The organism is Xanthomonas sp. NCPPB 3442, from assembly GCF_056725145.1.
The window spans coordinates 16,573-31,536 of sequence record NZ_JBWZJT010000002.1 but is presented as its reverse complement, the minus strand read 5'-3'; the positions used below and the strand labels follow the sequence as shown (position 1 = coordinate 31,536).

16 protein-coding genes are annotated in these 14,964 nt (G+C 63.2%); 15 read left to right on the top strand and 1 reads right to left on the bottom strand.

The genetic code is table 11. The features are described from left to right. Nucleotides 1–58 precede the first annotated feature (58 nt). The gene (locus AC1POX_RS21765; RefSeq protein WP_481108691.1) at nucleotides 59–2,341 is read right to left on the bottom strand and encodes a DotA/TraY family protein; all 2,283 of its coding nucleotides are present in this window, start codon (nucleotides 2,339–2,341) and stop codon (nucleotides 59–61) included. Between the two features lie 399 nt (nucleotides 2,342–2,740). Between AC1POX_RS21765 and AC1POX_RS21760 the strand changes: the two genes are divergently transcribed. The 15 genes from AC1POX_RS21760 to AC1POX_RS21690 all read left to right on the top strand — a co-directional run bounded on the left by AC1POX_RS21760 (nucleotide 2,741) and on the right by AC1POX_RS21690 (nucleotide 14,964). Continuing rightward, nucleotides 2,741–3,244, top strand: a complete 504-nt coding sequence (locus AC1POX_RS21760; protein ID WP_481108690.1) for a type IVB secretion system protein IcmW — start codon at nucleotides 2,741–2,743, stop codon at nucleotides 3,242–3,244. Then, the gene (locus AC1POX_RS21755) at nucleotides 3,234–3,734 is read left to right on the top strand and encodes a hypothetical protein (protein WP_481108689.1); all 501 of its coding nucleotides are present in this window, start codon (nucleotides 3,234–3,236) and stop codon (nucleotides 3,732–3,734) included. The genes AC1POX_RS21760 and AC1POX_RS21755 overlap by 11 nt, the downstream gene beginning before the upstream one ends. Then, nucleotides 3,734–4,870, top strand: coding sequence for a hypothetical protein (locus AC1POX_RS21750; protein WP_481108688.1), 1,137 nt, complete (start codon nucleotides 3,734–3,736; stop codon nucleotides 4,868–4,870). The genes AC1POX_RS21755 and AC1POX_RS21750 overlap by 1 nt, the downstream gene beginning before the upstream one ends. Continuing rightward, the gene (locus tag AC1POX_RS21745; protein ID WP_481108687.1) at nucleotides 4,870–5,700 is read left to right on the top strand and encodes a hypothetical protein; all 831 of its coding nucleotides are present in this window, start codon (nucleotides 4,870–4,872) and stop codon (nucleotides 5,698–5,700) included. Before AC1POX_RS21750 ends, AC1POX_RS21745 begins: the two co-directional genes overlap by 1 nt. Beyond that, nucleotides 5,697–6,311 (top strand): hypothetical protein, encoded by a 615-nt coding sequence (locus AC1POX_RS21740; protein ID WP_481108686.1) that lies wholly within the window; start codon nucleotides 5,697–5,699, stop codon nucleotides 6,309–6,311. The genes AC1POX_RS21745 and AC1POX_RS21740 overlap by 4 nt, the downstream gene beginning before the upstream one ends. Continuing rightward, nucleotides 6,308–6,661, top strand: a complete 354-nt coding sequence (locus tag AC1POX_RS21735) for a hypothetical protein (RefSeq protein ID WP_481108685.1) — start codon at nucleotides 6,308–6,310, stop codon at nucleotides 6,659–6,661. Before AC1POX_RS21740 ends, AC1POX_RS21735 begins: the two co-directional genes overlap by 4 nt. Nucleotides 6,662–6,725: 64 nt before the next feature. Then, nucleotides 6,726–7,631, top strand: a complete 906-nt coding sequence (locus tag AC1POX_RS21730; protein ID WP_481108684.1) for a M23 family metallopeptidase — start codon at nucleotides 6,726–6,728, stop codon at nucleotides 7,629–7,631. Between the two features lie 98 nt (nucleotides 7,632–7,729). Further along, nucleotides 7,730–8,968 carry a hypothetical protein gene (locus AC1POX_RS21725; RefSeq protein ID WP_481108683.1) on the top strand — a complete coding sequence of 413 codons (1,239 nt, stop codon included), beginning with the start codon at nucleotides 7,730–7,732 and terminating at the stop codon, nucleotides 8,966–8,968. Continuing rightward, the gene (locus tag AC1POX_RS21720) at nucleotides 8,965–9,195 is read left to right on the top strand and encodes a hypothetical protein (RefSeq protein ID WP_481108682.1); all 231 of its coding nucleotides are present in this window, start codon (nucleotides 8,965–8,967) and stop codon (nucleotides 9,193–9,195) included. The genes AC1POX_RS21725 and AC1POX_RS21720 overlap by 4 nt, the downstream gene beginning before the upstream one ends. A gap of 1 nt (nucleotide 9,196) precedes the next feature. Continuing rightward, nucleotides 9,197–10,756 (top strand): DNA topoisomerase, encoded by a 1,560-nt coding sequence (locus AC1POX_RS21715; protein WP_481108681.1) that lies wholly within the window; start codon nucleotides 9,197–9,199, stop codon nucleotides 10,754–10,756. Between the two features lie 401 nt (nucleotides 10,757–11,157). Further along, nucleotides 11,158–11,583 (top strand): hypothetical protein, encoded by a 426-nt coding sequence (locus AC1POX_RS21710; RefSeq protein ID WP_481108680.1) that lies wholly within the window; start codon nucleotides 11,158–11,160, stop codon nucleotides 11,581–11,583. A 3-nt stretch (nucleotides 11,584–11,586) separates the two neighbouring features. Beyond that, complete coding sequence (locus AC1POX_RS21705; protein WP_481108679.1) at nucleotides 11,587–12,645, top strand: hypothetical protein; 1,059 nt, start codon at nucleotides 11,587–11,589, stop codon at nucleotides 12,643–12,645. Further along, nucleotides 12,642–13,136 carry a hypothetical protein gene (locus AC1POX_RS21700; RefSeq protein WP_481108678.1) on the top strand — a complete coding sequence of 165 codons (495 nt, stop codon included), beginning with the start codon at nucleotides 12,642–12,644 and terminating at the stop codon, nucleotides 13,134–13,136. The genes AC1POX_RS21705 and AC1POX_RS21700 overlap by 4 nt, the downstream gene beginning before the upstream one ends. Beyond that, nucleotides 13,136–13,816: a lytic transglycosylase domain-containing protein gene (locus AC1POX_RS21695; protein ID WP_481108677.1), complete on the top strand. Its 681-nt coding sequence runs from the start codon at nucleotides 13,136–13,138 to the stop codon at nucleotides 13,814–13,816. Before AC1POX_RS21700 ends, AC1POX_RS21695 begins: the two co-directional genes overlap by 1 nt. Before the next feature lie 38 nt (nucleotides 13,817–13,854). Beyond that, nucleotides 13,855–14,964: a secretion/conjugation apparatus DotM-related subunit gene (locus AC1POX_RS21690; RefSeq protein WP_481108716.1), complete on the top strand. Its 1,110-nt coding sequence runs from the start codon at nucleotides 13,855–13,857 to the stop codon at nucleotides 14,962–14,964.

Genomic DNA, 14,964 nt, shown 5'->3' with positions numbered 1-14,964 from the left:
AAAAGGCCCCGCGGGGCCTTTTCTTTTGTCTCTTGTCTCGTGCTAAGTCTTGGGGGCGCTAGGCCCCCGGCAAGTTAGTGGAATGGACGTCGTTGCCGGCCCCACCCGATCCACCGGTGCCAGCACCGCCGCTCGCGTCGTCGCCACCACCGCCAGGCACTGGCTTGCGATCGCCTCCACCGCCAGCCGGCTTGTGGGGACCGGTGCCCTTCGATACCGATTCTGTGCTGCGGAAGAATGCACCCTTGACGCCATGCTCCTCATTATCCGCGATGCCATGCATGCCGACGGCGGAACCGATCCAGCGCAGGACGTTATCGGGAATCCAGTTGATGAAGCCGAACACCGAATGCAGAACGATGGTCATGAGGATTGCGTAAATCGCGGTGTACGCAATCAGCGCGCCAATCGCATTGGCTGAGTTACCCATTGCACCTTGCACCTGGGTGATGTACGTCAGGTTGACGAAGTGTGCGACAGGCTGGGCGACGACAATGGAACCCAGTAGACCGAAGATCATGAGCGTGGGTCGCAGGAACACCGATAGGATGATCATGTAGCCGGGTCCCGCCCGGCCCACCTGGTCGTCGCCGTCGGGGTGGACATGGGCAGCGCCCCAGATGGGCGCCGCAATGACCGACTCGAACAGCACGGTGAGCCACTTGATGATGCCGGTGATCCAGATGATGTAGGGGATCATCGGCACGTAGAACGCCAAGAACGCACCGGCCGCGAGCAGCGTCATGAAGAGGAAGGCGACGCTCGGCGTCAGCGTTTCGATGCTGGCGCCAATGTCATACGCGCCCAGTGTCGCCGCGTCGTCCCACAAGCCGCCGCCGAAGCCCGCAACGATGAACTGCGCGCCCTGGATGGTCCAGGCCACCGCCATGATGGTGTCGCCGACATTCTTCATCTGGGCAACGTGCGATAGATTGCTTCCGGCGATCTCCTGCGTCAGCTGGTTGATGCCGGCCAGTGCTGGGCGGGAGATCCAGACTTTCATCTCTTCGAAGTTGGATGGAATCTTGTCGCCGGTGAAGCCGACAGCCTGGTTTTGAGCCTCATACGCCCGATAGGCGGATTGAGAGCTGTTCCGGATGTACTCGTTCGCTGTGACGAGAGAATCCTGGTAGAGAATCAGTGTGTCCGCTGCCTCTTTATCGGTGATGGATTGAGCACTGGAAGCGGGAAGCGAGTTGACCGCGGATTGGATCGCGTCGCTCATATGGATGATGTGGTTGTAGTAGGTGCCAGCAAAGATCCAGCCGCCTTCGCGCGCATACGAGAGAAAGCGCGTATTGCGATTTCGGTTGGCCTGGTTCACTACGCCGAGTGCCGCGCCCTGGAGCGTGGTCTCATAATTGTTGGCAGCTCGCTCCAGGCCCCCGGCGGAAGGCTTCTCACCATTCACGATCGCTTGGGCAATAGGGCGTAACTCGCCGATCATCGTCTGCACCGCTTGCGCCTGCGCGCGAAGGATGGGCGACTTGTCGATGTAGGGCGAGCCGTTACTCTCGGAGGACTCGTGCGATTCTTGCCATTCGAGGGCGCCGCAGACGTTGGGATTCATGTAGCCGCCGGTGCCGACGGCGGACCACTGCAGACCAGTCACGATGAAGGCCGAGCCTGCCGCGCTTTGGACCAGGTCTACCCAGCCGCCTGGGTAAATGATGTTGTCGAACTTGAGTGCCTCGCCCGTGTTGACCAGGACAGCCTTCTTTGGCTGAACTTCAATCTTCAGCTGGCGATTCTCTGCCTGATACTGCTTGTTCATCGCCGCGGCACACACCTCGTATCGCAGGATGTTTGCTGCCAACGGCCGAGAATCTGGCAGGTGCGGGCGGCCCAGCTGCCCGGTCTCCATCATCTTGTCGACAGTAGCGATCCACACTCGGTCGGCGAGGCCCACGCCATGAATTGCAATCCACAGCACCGCGATTTGGATAAGCGAGAATCCAGACTGCAAAGGTAACAGGAAAGCGGTACCCGCCGCGGTGCGCAGTGGTACCCAGACCGATGACATCTTCTTGCCGAGGAACTCGCCGTCGTGCGCGGTGTCGACCGCCCCCTTGATCGTGGTGAAGATGACGAACAGCATGCCGAGCGCCAGGACGCCGAGGCCAAACACCTCGAATCCGGCAGCGAGCGCCGTGTCGGCCGAAGCCTGGTCGACGTTCTCCCCAGACATGATCGTATCCACGATCGAGCCAAAGACGTCGCGGATAAAGGAGACGCTGGTATCGTCCGCCGGCGGCTTGAAGAAGCCCGGCTTGGATTGGTCCTGCGCGTTGGCCAGCGTGGGAATCAGCAGTGCAGCCAGCACCGCGAGCAAGCGAATCATGGTGTAGCTCCTGGTGCGGGGCCGGGGGGGGCGTAGCTGTCGTCGGCAGTCCGGCGGGGAGGGGCGGGGACGGCGGCCGCCGGCGCCCCGTTTGCCGCCAGCAGGGTGAGGTGCGGCGTCAGCCGGGCGGCGAGATCCTGCCAACGTGGGGGCCGGGGTGCTGGAGCATCGGTCGCCTTGGGTGGCGGTCCCGCCATCTCCGCGGCGGGGGCAGGTGGCTTTGCCGGGCCTGGCCCAGGCGGCGGGCTGGGACGAACCTTGATGTCAGAGAGTCGGCGCAGCATCGGTAGTCTCGGGAAAAGGGTGGTCGGTTCGGCCAGCGAACTGTCAGCCGCCGCGTTGACCGGCCCGCCACAAACGATGGTAAACTAAACGCCAACATATATTGACGGATGTGACATGCCGGCGCTAGACCTCGCACCGCAGGAGCTCGTCGAGTTCTGGCGCAGTTACGACCCCGAGCTGGGGGAGCTGGTCAGTGTCATGGACCGCGCTGAATCCTGGACGGTAGATCGCGATCCGAGCGTCACCGAACGCTTGATCTCGCTGGGACGCCGGATGAATGGCCCCGAGCACGCGCGTGCCTTCGTCTCGGCAGACGTTCAAGACCTGCTTCTGTTCTTGGCGTACATCTCCACCAGCCGGGCGCTGCGGGTGATTCACTGGCTGGATGAGCAGGATGAGTACCAGCAGTACGGATCATCGCTGGTGGAGCGCCTCCTCAACGCGCCTGGCCATTTGGCGGACGCCATCCCAATGCCGCCGCTTCGAGATCTGCTGGCCCACCGTCTTCGCGTGATCAGCAATACGCCCTACTTCACAAAACTGTTCGCGCCGGAACGCCTCTCGGGGCTCGGTGCGGCAATCACTCGTTATCGCCAGGAGGCCGCCGATGTCTCGTAAGAACGCTTTCGCGCCCATGCTGTGTGCCTTGCTGCTGGTCAGCGGTCCCGCTTCGGCGATCGATCCTGCATCCGTGCAGGCCTACTGCGACCAGGTGCGCCAGTCCGCCCAGCAAGCAAAGCAGCGCCACGTGCAGATCTACGCGCCGCGACAAGACCCAGGAAAGACGTTCGACGACGCCACGCAGTCGTGCCTGGACGGCATCATGTCCTACAAGTCCATGTTCCAGTTCAAGATGCCGTCGCTGGGCGACGTGCAGGGGATCCTTCAGCAGATGGCGAAAGACATGCTGAGCAAGCAGTGCCAAGCCGCACGCGCTCAGTTTGACCGCGCGGTGCAGGACGCGGTTTCGACCGTCAATCAGTCAACGAACCAAGTGCCTGGGCTGGACGTGGGGGTCTCCACCGGCAGCGGCGTTACCGTCAAGCCGGATGACGGCGAGACGACGATCTGGGGCTCGATCGTCAACAGGCTCGGCGGAGGCAAGTGATGAAGTTCTTCCGCCGCTTTGGAGCGATCATCCTATCCGCGCTGGTGCTCGGCACATCGTCGCTGCTGATCTTCTCGGCGTCCACGGAATCCACAGCCTGCTGTGGCGATGGCGCAGTGGCTGCCGCCGGCGCTCAGAGCGCCGGCGCGTCGGTGGTGACAGCGGTGGGTTCGGCAACCACGAGCATCATCACGCAGCTTCAGCTGATGGACCAGAATGTTTCCAGCGGGTTCGGGCGCCTCTACGAGGAACTGGCCAAGCAGACGGCGGCGCAGCGCACGTTCGAGCAGGGTGCAATCTCTGCACAGACGCAAATGTACATGGAAGAGCGCCGAGCGGATGCGGAGGAAAAGTACGCGCTCTCGCCACGGGCGTGCTTCGAGACTGCGAGCGGGGTCGCCAGCACTGTCGCCGCAGGCGAGACCCGTGAAGCGGTCAACGATCTGAATCGCCTAATGACCGATCGAACGCTGAACACTCCGAGCACGGCCGCGGCGATCGGCAGGATCTACAAGGACCATGCCGACAAGTATTGCTCCGCGAGAGACGCGCAGCTGGGCAGGTGCTCGGCGGTGGCTCCGGAGCTGCAGAACGCTGACGTGCGCGCGGATGCATTACTCGGATCCTCAAGTCTCACGCAGGAGCAGTCCGAAGCTGCCAAGGCACTGGTGGCGAACATCGTAAATCCGATACCGACCCAGAACATCCCCACAAAGTGGGAGAATACCGATCAAGGCCGAGCATTCGTCGCCGGTCAACTGCTGGAACAGGCACGCACGTCCGTTGCCGCCAACTCGCTGAACCAGGCCGTGGCTGCGCGCACTCGAATCCCTGGTCTTGGCACCGCCGCGATGCTGAATCGCGGCGATGTGTCAGAGCGGGAGATGATGGAGGCGCAGGTCCGGGGGCGATTTGAGTCTCCTGATTGGTACAAGATGCTTGCCGGTATGAGCAATGAGAACCTGCTGCGCGAGCTGAACAAGCAAACGGCGTTCGGGCTCTGGATGGACTACCGCGAGTTCTCACAGATGGAGCGGATCGAGGCTCTGCTTGCGACTGACCTCGCGGTGACAGTAAAGCAGGACAGCGAGAAGCGACTTCAGCAGGCACGCGCAGCGGCCGCCAAGGCGCGCTGATGAGACCGCTTAAGGCCCTGGTTATTCTCGGCGTCAGCGGTGTTCTTGCAGTGCTCCCGTACCTGCGGGCCAACGCGGCGTACTGCTGCGATCCGTGGGGCATCCCGGCAACCATGGCCTTCACATCTGCTGCGTCGAGCGTCGTGGCCGCGATCACGTCGCAGGTGACCACCGTGTCGAACTACGTTCAGATGTATACCTCGCAGACGTGGGCCAATGGCCTTGCGAAGACCGCCGAGGAGCTGAGCAAACAGACCGCGGCGCGTCGAACCTTCGAGCAAGGGCGAGTTGCGGCGAATACCGGGCTCTACATGTCCAGGGTGACAGGCGACGCGGAGGAACAAGCGCAGGAGCCAGCCCTGCTCGACCAGACGGTCACCAATGCAGTGCTGCTCTCGGAGCAGTTCGACCAGCTCAGGAAGAATAGGCGGCGCGACGATGTTCAGATGGCGGAGTACATGCGAGGCGGGTCCAACGAGGACGTGATTGCAAGGAACCGGGAGTTCTGTGACACGCGGGGCAGGGCCGCGGGCTTCTGCGAGGCGATCGCGTCCTCGACTCTTCAGAATGCTGATCTGTCATTCAACACGATCAGTAATCCTGGAGACGGCCAATACGAGACGCTAACCGACGCAGAGGCCAGGGCAGCGCGTGCCTTCGTGCGGAACGTGGTGGCGCCGTCACCCGTGCGCGGTGCTTCAGGTAGTACAGCGCAGGGGGAGCAGCACGAGGCGCTTCTTCTTGCGGATCAGGCCGCGCTTTCGCTCGCGGCGCACAGTCTCCACAGCGTGATGCAGAACCGGATCAGAAAGAGGGACTACGAACAATGAGCATTCGATATGTCGTGCTCTTCTTGCTGGCGCTCGCGAGTCCACTTGCGGGCGCAGAGGTGCCGGGCTTTGATATGGCAGAGGTAATCCGCGGCGCTGCTACCAAGCATGCGGCGACGCAGAAGGTCGACGCCGGGAACGCCGTGAAGCGCTTGGATGGCGTGCTTGTCCGTGACTACGGCGCGCGTGGACGCATCGCAGGCGAGCGAGACGCAAGGCTCAAGTCGCTGTACACGCAGGCAGCCCGGCTCCTCATGAACGGAAATGCCATCGCTGGCGGCACGTTGGTCGTGATCGCCTCTCAGGAGCCAGGATTCCGTAGCAGCCTAGTCGGTCCAGCGCTGCAATCCTTCGTGGGGATCATGCTGACACCGGCGGATGAGGAGGATGTGGTACTGGCTGGCTTTGCAACGAGGGCAGAGCGGGCACGCGCCAAGCTACGCTCGTTGCGCCCCGAGCTCCAGATGGCTGCACAGCTGCGGGTTATGGGCGCGATCTACAACGACGCTATCGCCGTGGACGCAGGTGAAGAAGCCCTTTCACAGCTATCTGCGACGGTCGCCGAGCGGGCCGTTGTTGCCGGCGCGTTGAACACCGCGGCTGCCAAATGAAGGGCATCACGATCAACGGAGTCTCCATCGCCGGGGTAGGGCGGAGCACGGCACTCACCATCTCCAACAGTCGGGTCATCATCAGTGGCGTGGACGTCTCGGACCAGCTGCCTGCACAGCGGGAGATCCATATCGAGATTCACGGGAATGTCGAGGTACTCGACGTGGATGCCGCGCGGGAAGTGAAGGTGGTGGGGCGAGTGGGAAAGGTGAGAACGATGTCCGGAGACGTGAGCTGTGGCGATGTTGAAGGCCGCGTGCGAACCGTCTCGGGCGATGTGAGCTGCGGCGCTGTCGCCGGGTCGGTGAGCACCGTCTCGGGCGACATTCGGCACGCGAAGGCAAAGTGAGGTCCCGATGATTCCTGCCGCTAGGAAGCAGCATCGATCGTATTGCCTCGGGTTCGCCAGCGCCGTGCTGCTGCTCCTCGGCAGCGCGTCCGCAAGCGCGGATTGCCTGACGGTACCAGCGCCATCTGGGTTGATCACGTCGGTGTACGGCTGGCGCTTCCATCCTGTGTACAAATACTGGCGCCCCCACCGCGGAGTCGACCTCCGTGCGGGTGTGGGAACCCAGCTCGTCGCCACGCATAGCGGCGTGGTGCAGGTAGCTAATTCCGCCAGCGGCGGCAATGAGATCCGCATCGTGGGGGACAACGGCTGGGTTACGCGCTATCTCCATCTCACCAGGCCGCTGGTGGCCCCTGGAACGAAAGTGAGCCCTGGGCAGGCTGTCGCGCTGTCTGGCAACACAGGCCATGCCTCAGCTGCGCCGCACCTGCATCTGGAGTTGTATGGAAGCGAGGGCAAGGATCTGAATCCGGAGCCGTTGATGTGCCCCTCGCCTTCGCGCAAGCCTGGTGCCGACGTGTCGAATGGATTCCCGGTTTCCGCGTGCAACCCGAAAGGTGGCAGCTGCTCCTCGGCCAGTGTCCCGCCCGCGAACGGCGGCGGGCCGGTGGCGGGTGAGGGGCAGACTCCGCCGGCGACCGGCTACCAGGGAACAGAGCCAGCTTCGCCTGCGCCGAGTATCAGTCAATTCGACGACATGTCGGTACACGAGATCCTCAGCAGCGAGGTGATCAAGCGTCATGGAAATCCCGACTGGTACCGGCTTGAGTCGGAGCGCGGCTCGATCGCATTGCTGACCGAGCAAGCGCAAATGCGGGCCCTGCGGCTGTACATGCGCTACCTCAACAAGGAATCGCGGGACAGGATCGAGGCGATGCTCGCCGCCAAAGTGCAGCGCGGCGTCCGGTCCGATGCAGCCGAACGCCTGGCGCGTCAGCGGGAGGTCGCTGGGAAGGCTGCCAACCCCTAGCGGCCTTCTCCGCTCGAATGGACACGCCACGAATGGACACGCCACGGGTGTATGTATAAAAATAGCGGGCATATACCAACCAAAGTGGCGGAGCCAGTATGAGCAAGCTGGGTGCATTGCGTGAGAAGGCGATCGCCGAACAGGGGGCGGTCCTGTCGACGGTCAGTCTGGATGAGGTCCCGCCCCTTCCACCGGAGGCGCCGTCCGAGGATGCGGCGTTCATCGCATCTCTCATGGCCGGCGCCGGCGACGATACGAGCATGCCGGACCGGCCGCCATTGGCGTTCGCTGAGGCCGCTAGTGTCGCAGGTGACTCACCGGCGCCCGTTACGCAACCGACGGGCGGTGATGCCTCACCCGCCAGCCAGTCCGATCTCTTGCGAGCTCTTTCGAGCGCAATTGAGCGCCTAGGCCCCAGCCGCAGCCAAGCCGAGATTTTGGCGTCGCCAGAAGCGCAGAGTGCCTGGGGAGAGGTGCGCGGTCTCGCTGCCGCCGCATTCGCCCTCGGGATGACAACTCCCGTGGAGCAGGTGTTCAGGCGCTACGGTGCCCCTGGTGAAGGCCTTTTCCAGGCAGCCCAGCTGAAGGCGCCCCTGAACATGGCGCTGGCAGGTTTCAAGCCAGCGATCGGTCCCGCCCCGGCCGCAGCGACGAAGGCGAAGAGCGAGATCCAGCCGAACGCGGCGGCGTTGGGGCCAGGGCACGGTGGTGGAGGTTCGGGGAGCGTCGCGGCTGCACTTGCAAAGCTTGTGGCTGCGCCTGTGTCAATCCCGATGGCAGCAGGTAGCAAGGTATGGCAAATGGTCCAGAGCCGATTCGGGCCGCGGCCGAAACTGCAGGCCAGCACGGATGGTTTCAGCGTGATGCGTCAGCAGTTCGACGAGGCGGCGAATCGCGCGATCGATCAGATCGCGCACCTGCGGTCGGGACCGATGAAGTCGTTCTTGACTGAGATGTCGCAGGATCCTCTGCGTCCATCGGAGCAGCTGCGGCGCATGCAGGGCGACAAGAAGGGGACCTACTGCGAGCGCGCTAAGCGACTTCATGAGCTATCCGGCCAGCCGGAGGTGCAAGGGCAGTACAAGAAGCTCCACGACGCGATGGAGCATCTACAGTACCGCAGCCGTCGTCTGGCCGAGTATGGGCACGAGGCCGGCATCGAGGTCGAGGACATCATCGGGGACAAGCTGGAATCCGTCGCGAAGGCCGGCGAGGGTATCCCGATGATCAATGACAAGGGCAAGCTGGCGGAGCTGCGCGAATCGCTGGATGCCTTGATCGAGCGGATCCGTGAATTCCTTCGGTCCCTGTTTGCGCGGCCCGGGGCTGGGCCGTGATCGATCCGGTGCTGATGGACTACCTGGATGCTTGCGCCGAACACTTGTCGGGGCATGAGCAGCAGTTCTCCAGCGGCTTGGGCCAGCTCCTGCTAGCCGAGCTGGCCGCCGACGCTGGCGCGCAGCTTCCTGTCGGCAGCGAGCATGATTACACGCCGCTAAGGGTACTGGTCGAGCAGGTACTGCCAGGTCCGGAAGCCTTCGAGCCGACCGGCCTGAGACCTTAGCATGGCGCTCGTTGCTGAGGACCTGATCGTCATTGAGGCGTCGGGAAAGCTGAAGAGACTGCATGCCGTGCTGGGCGAGCTGGGCATGCGCGCTCGTTGCATCGCGACGCTTGGAAACCTGCTCGAATCGCCCCCACGTCTACGTCCAGTTGCGATCCATAGGGACGCCACAGGCGCGTATGGTGAGTCCATGCGCGTTCCGGCGCGGCCCGACGCGTACGAGCGCGTTCGGGCGGAGATCCGCTCGGTTCCTGGGCGACTGTTCATCGCCACAGACTATGACCAAGAAGGGCATTCCATAGCCGCCGATGTGGTTGAGCTGGCGAAGGCAGTACGCCCAGACCTGGTGCCCATGCGCCTTCAGCTGACCGAGCTCTCGCCCGCAGCGCTGCAGGCGAGCTTTGCAGGGGCACGCGAGTACGACCCGAGCCTGGCGGTGCCAGGAATGGCGAGACGAATCGTGGATCGGGTGATCGCCTCAGCGTACTCATTGCCTTCAGCTGGGGTACTGGTCGGCAGGGCGACCAGTGCCATCGCCGCGATGGCGAGGCGGGGGCTGGTACCGACGCACGAAGCGACGCTGCAGATCCCTTGCAAGAGCGGTGGTGCGCCGTTCACGGCACGGGCGGTCGTCTGCGGTGAAAGGCAGCTGGGGGAGCTGGTAGAAGCTGCCGCCCGGGCGGCTCCCTTGAGCGTGTCGTCGTCTCACCAATGCTCCCTCGGTGAAGGCGCTGACTACGCGGAGTATCTCGCCACCATGAGTGAGCACATGGATCTTGCGGGCGCGGCTAAGCTGCTGCAGGACCTCTACGAGCAAGGGGTCGTTAGCTACCCAAGGACCGCCTCCCGTCACTACGGTGCCAGAGGACTCGCGCGGTGCAAAGCGCTGGCACGCAGCCATGGGGCACGTCTTCAACAAGGCGACGATCGCGTCGTACTGCGTGAGGGCGCGCACGAAGCGTTACACATCGTGGACGCGCTGTCGACGCGGAAAATAGACATCGCCCGGCCTGCTGGCTTGCAGGGCAGCGAGAAGGCAATCGCCCTGAGCTGGCTCTCGCGTTCCATGATCGAGTCTGCCTGGCAGGTTCGGCGTGATCTGCCAGACGTAACGGAGTTGCCCGAACCTCTAAGCGGCTTGGAATGGGCGCGCGACCATGGCCAGGCCCCGGCATGGTATCGGCGCCCGAAAGCTGGTGCTCGTCTCCTTGGCCCCTCGGCGGCCCTGCTGGCTGGCCTTCAGCAGCAGCAGATAGGCCGCCCGAGTACGCTGGTGGGCCATGTCGTTCGAGCCCAGGAGCGGCACCTGGTTGCACCTGACGGATCGGAAGGTCTCGGCGCCTCGCGGGTGCTCGCCCGCGCGCCAAATGGCCTTCAGGATCCGGAGACGGCGCATCGAATCGATGTGGTCTGCCAGAGCGCCGCGGCTTTGGGACTGGATCTAGCAGTGGATCAGGCGCTGGCAATTGCGGCGGGAAGCGGTGACCAGCTTGCCCGTCTGATGGAGACCGTAGACGAGCGGACGCCCGATGACGATTACTCGCATGCTTTTTCACCGTGACTATCCAGCCCTCCGCTGGTGGTCGCAGCGGCCGCTGGCGCTTGGTTTGGTTGGCGCTGCCGTGCTGCTGATAGCGCTAGCGCTTACTGAGCGTCCATCCCGGGACCTATCGCCCGCAGAACTCGCCTCGCTCCGGGAGTTTGCGGCACAGACCGGCGAACCTGAGGTCGTACGACGGCTCCAAGCTGCCGAGCGTGACGGCGCCGTTTCTCTGCGAGAGGCCGAGGAGGTCATCGAGGTCGCAAAGGCGCATGGCCCCGGCTACGGCCTGGCCACCGGCCTGCGGAACTGAGCCTCCTTCCCGGGCGCGCGTATTCTGCCGTCGCGTCGCGTATTCCCGCGTCTTGCGAGCGCCACAAACGTTGGCTAATATGGGCCCATATTCCCACTTTAGTTAGGAAATGCGGCCCGTGGATATCAGTTCATTTGACGCAGAGCCCTACCGGGAGTTCGAGGGCGTCATGCTCGAATACGCCAGGGCGCAAGGGTGGGAGTTCAGCTTCCAGGGGCAACCGCTGCCCCTCGCAAGCGTGTTCAACAATGCGACGTTCGGCCCAGCTCTGCTTGTGGCGGCACAAGCAGAGCTGACGCTCCGCAAGATCAATGTCGACCTCGGCCTCTCCTTGGAGAGTGACGACACGGCCATGTTTGGGCGACGGGTCGAATTCGACGCCGGCCGTTCCAACCTCCTCACACAGATGTGGCGCCTGACGCAAACTGCCTACCAGGTGGACATGCTTCCGCGCGAGCAGAACCGCATCGTTCTGGATCTTGTCCCCGCCGCGCTGGAGCCGATCGATACGCCGGCGCTGCAGGCAGGCCACTAACTCATGGGCATGATCCGTCGATTGATGGCCGAAGGCGGCGCACCGACGCCGGAGCCCATCGCCGAGCTGCCGCCCGAGAACGCCGTGTCGCAGGATGCTGCCACTCATCCGGACCCTCCCTCGGCCGCCCTGGCCAACCCGACGCCTGAGCCCGGCGAGGCACCTATGCCCGGCAAGCCGCCGCAGACTGATCCTCGTCTGACAGCGAGTGCCATCGCAGAAGCCCCGACCGGCGCGCAGCTGACGCTGTCCATGTTGCGCGCCATGGGACCAATCTTCCGCGCCGCTCTGGTCTATCCGGGACCCACTGCAGCTCCTCCGGCCTGGGCGCACGCCATCAAAACTATGTCCGACGTCTCGGCGAAGTTGGCTGGCGAGCTGGCCCTGACTCGAACGGAGGAACTTGACGTGGCATGGGCACGCCGCGAGCTGCATCCCGCAGTTGCGGTGATCGTGAGCGAGCATTGGCTCCATTCTGTGATCAAGATGCAGCGGGTTGAGAGCGTTGGCGAGATCAGGCTCAGCGCGGAGGACCTCCTTCCGGGGTTGGCAGCCGCGCTTCGGGCCGTCGATGAGTGCGGCAACCCGCGCCTGGCGGAAGACCGCTCGGCGCTCGCGGAGCTTCTGCCTTCGTTGGCGCTGCTGCAGGTCGACGCGCAGGCCTACCAAGCACTGTTGGAGTCCGATGCAGTCGGTCTCGATGTGCCTGAGCTGTCCGTCGACAAGTACATGCAGTCTGTCGCGGCGGCTGTCGTGGAGGCCGTCCACGCGCAGGACGCTCGCGCGAAGATGGGGGGCGCGCTACATGGTGTCGAGTTCCGGGAGGCGCTGCTGCGGTCGGCCACTGGCATCGTGGTCAAGGCGGGGCAATCGGCGGTGAACGAAAGCCTTGAACGTCTCCACGAGGCCATCAAGGCCGGCGCACCCACGCGCTGGCTCGGCGAGGAGCCGTTGCAGCATGGATTTCCCGTGCACCGCACGATCGAGCTAATCGAGCAAGGCCTGAATCGCCTTGCCGGCACGGCGATCTACATCGCTACGAAGCTGGGCAGCAAGCCATGAAGGAGAGAACACCCAAGCAGACCGGTGGCGATCCTGTGGAGGTCGCGTCACAGCCTGCGCGCCGCGGGGCGGTCGCCGGCGTCGCGCGCGTCGCGCGGATCGTATATCTGGGTGACCTTACCGAGATCCGGCGCACCCACGCCTACTTCCGTGACCGCCTCTCCAGGGTGTGGAACCAGGGCCGCCGTGCACGGAAAGAGAGCTTCCAGGAAGCGAGTGACCGGCTCGGGCTGACACCGGAAGATATCGCGAGGCGGGCTTCGGAGCTGCGCAGCCAAAGCGTGCTCTATCTCGGCATTGCGGCATTGGCATTGCTGGTCTTCATGCTACTGCCGTTCGTACGTAACCCGATGAGCCACGCCACGATGAGCCTACTCGTGATGCTGCTGGCACTAAGCAAGTATTCGGTCAGCCGGTGGCGACAGGCTCAGTGCGAGCAGAAGGCCCTTGTCCCGTATATGGCCTACTGGGCGCGGTGGTGGAGGTCGTGATGGATGCTGCACCCCCGCCAGCGATTGCGGTCTGTGTTGCACATGCTGCGCGGACCTACGGTGTCGACCCGGACTCGCTGTGGACGTTCATCCAGAGCCGAAAAGGCCAGAGCGCCCAGTATGCGCGGTCCGCCGACGGATCCTTGGAGCTGGGACTGGCGCGCGTCCCGATGAGCGTGGCGATGCTTGCCACCAGCAACGGGTACACGCTCGCCCAGGTCATGAGCGACGACTGCCTCAACGTCGGCCTGGCGGGTTTGATGATGGCGCAAGGTGGAACGCTTGAGCGCGACCGCGACACTGCTGGCGATTGCATGGCGAGTGCAGCAGCACGCTACCAGCTTCCGCTTGCGATATTCAAAGCCGTGGTGGATCAAGAGGGCGGCTGGCTCGGCCTCAAGAAGCCCAACAAGAATGGCTCCTTCGATTATGGTCCAGCGCAGATCAACAGCGTTCATCTCGAAGAGCTGGCGCGGTATGGGGTATCCGAGAAGCAGCTGATGTGGGATCGCTGCGTCAACCTGCACGTGTCGGCCTATCGCCTCAGGTCCGAGATCAACCGCGCCGGCGATGTTTGGCGTGGCGTTGGCAACTATCACTCCAGAACACCGTCGTTGAGCCGCGCCTATGCGGACCGAGTTCGTAAAAGACTGGTTGCCGGGCAGGGTGGTGCCAAATGAGGGGCAAGCCGGCATCGGAGCACGACAATGGTCCGGTGATGATCGTCCTGGCGATCATCGTCGCAATGGGGCTCGCATGGCTATTGGCACATGAGCAGATTGCGTGGCTCGTCATGTGGGTCCGGCTGCTCGAAGCAAGGCTGATGTTCTTCGACAGGGAAGGACTACAAACTGTCTACGAGTGGGTCGCCTCACGTCACCCGCGTGATGTCAAGCTCACCGAGCTGTACAACTCCGGGCAGGTCACGGGGTACTACCTGCGATGGCTCGTACTTCTGGTGCTGGTGCCAATGTTCGGGTGGATGCTGTGGAAGCATCCAGCTAGGTCGAACGCGTACCGCCAGATCTACAACATCACGAAGCTGGCCTGGTCGCAGGCGCATCTGTACCCCATGCTAAAGCCGATTCTTGACATGAATTTGCTTGCAGTCCCCTTGGATCATCCGTTGCACGGAATGCGTGCCCTCCCGCGCGTGTACGCACGGCGCTACAAGATGCTGCGGGAAATGAAGGAGATTTCGAGCGATCACGACCGGAGTGACCTGGACGTGATCGACGGGAAGCAAGTGCTCGTGCTCTCCCGATGCCAGGAGATCTTCACCAAGCAGATCGGCAAGGAATGGAAGGGGATCGATGCCCTTCGTGGATATGAGCGCGACCTGCTTGTGGCGTTCGCGGTGCAGGCAGACGGCACGATCAAGGACGCCAACAAGAAGGCGTTGCAGATCATCGAGGAACTGGCCACCGCGGCGGCGAATGCGTTCAAAGCGAACGATCCCACGCTGATCAGATCCAAGACCGCCAGCGAGCTTGAAACTCAGGCGATGCAGAGCAAGGTCGTGATGCGTGTTATCCGCGCTCATGGATTCAAACGCACAGTACTCATGGCGATGCTCGAAGCAGCGCGGAAGGGTGGAGTCCTGCCTACGGCGTGGTTTCGTTGGCTGAAGCCAGTTGATCGGGTCACCTGGTACTGCCTGTGCGACATGGGGATTCAGCCTAGCTGTGTCGAATCAGCGGGCGCACGTGCTCAATACCTGATCGAAAAGGCCGCCGGAATGCCGGTACTCACGCCGTTAGTGGACTCGGCAATCAATGGTCTGCGCGAATACTTGAACGAGGTGATCGATGTCGAAGTGGAAGATTAG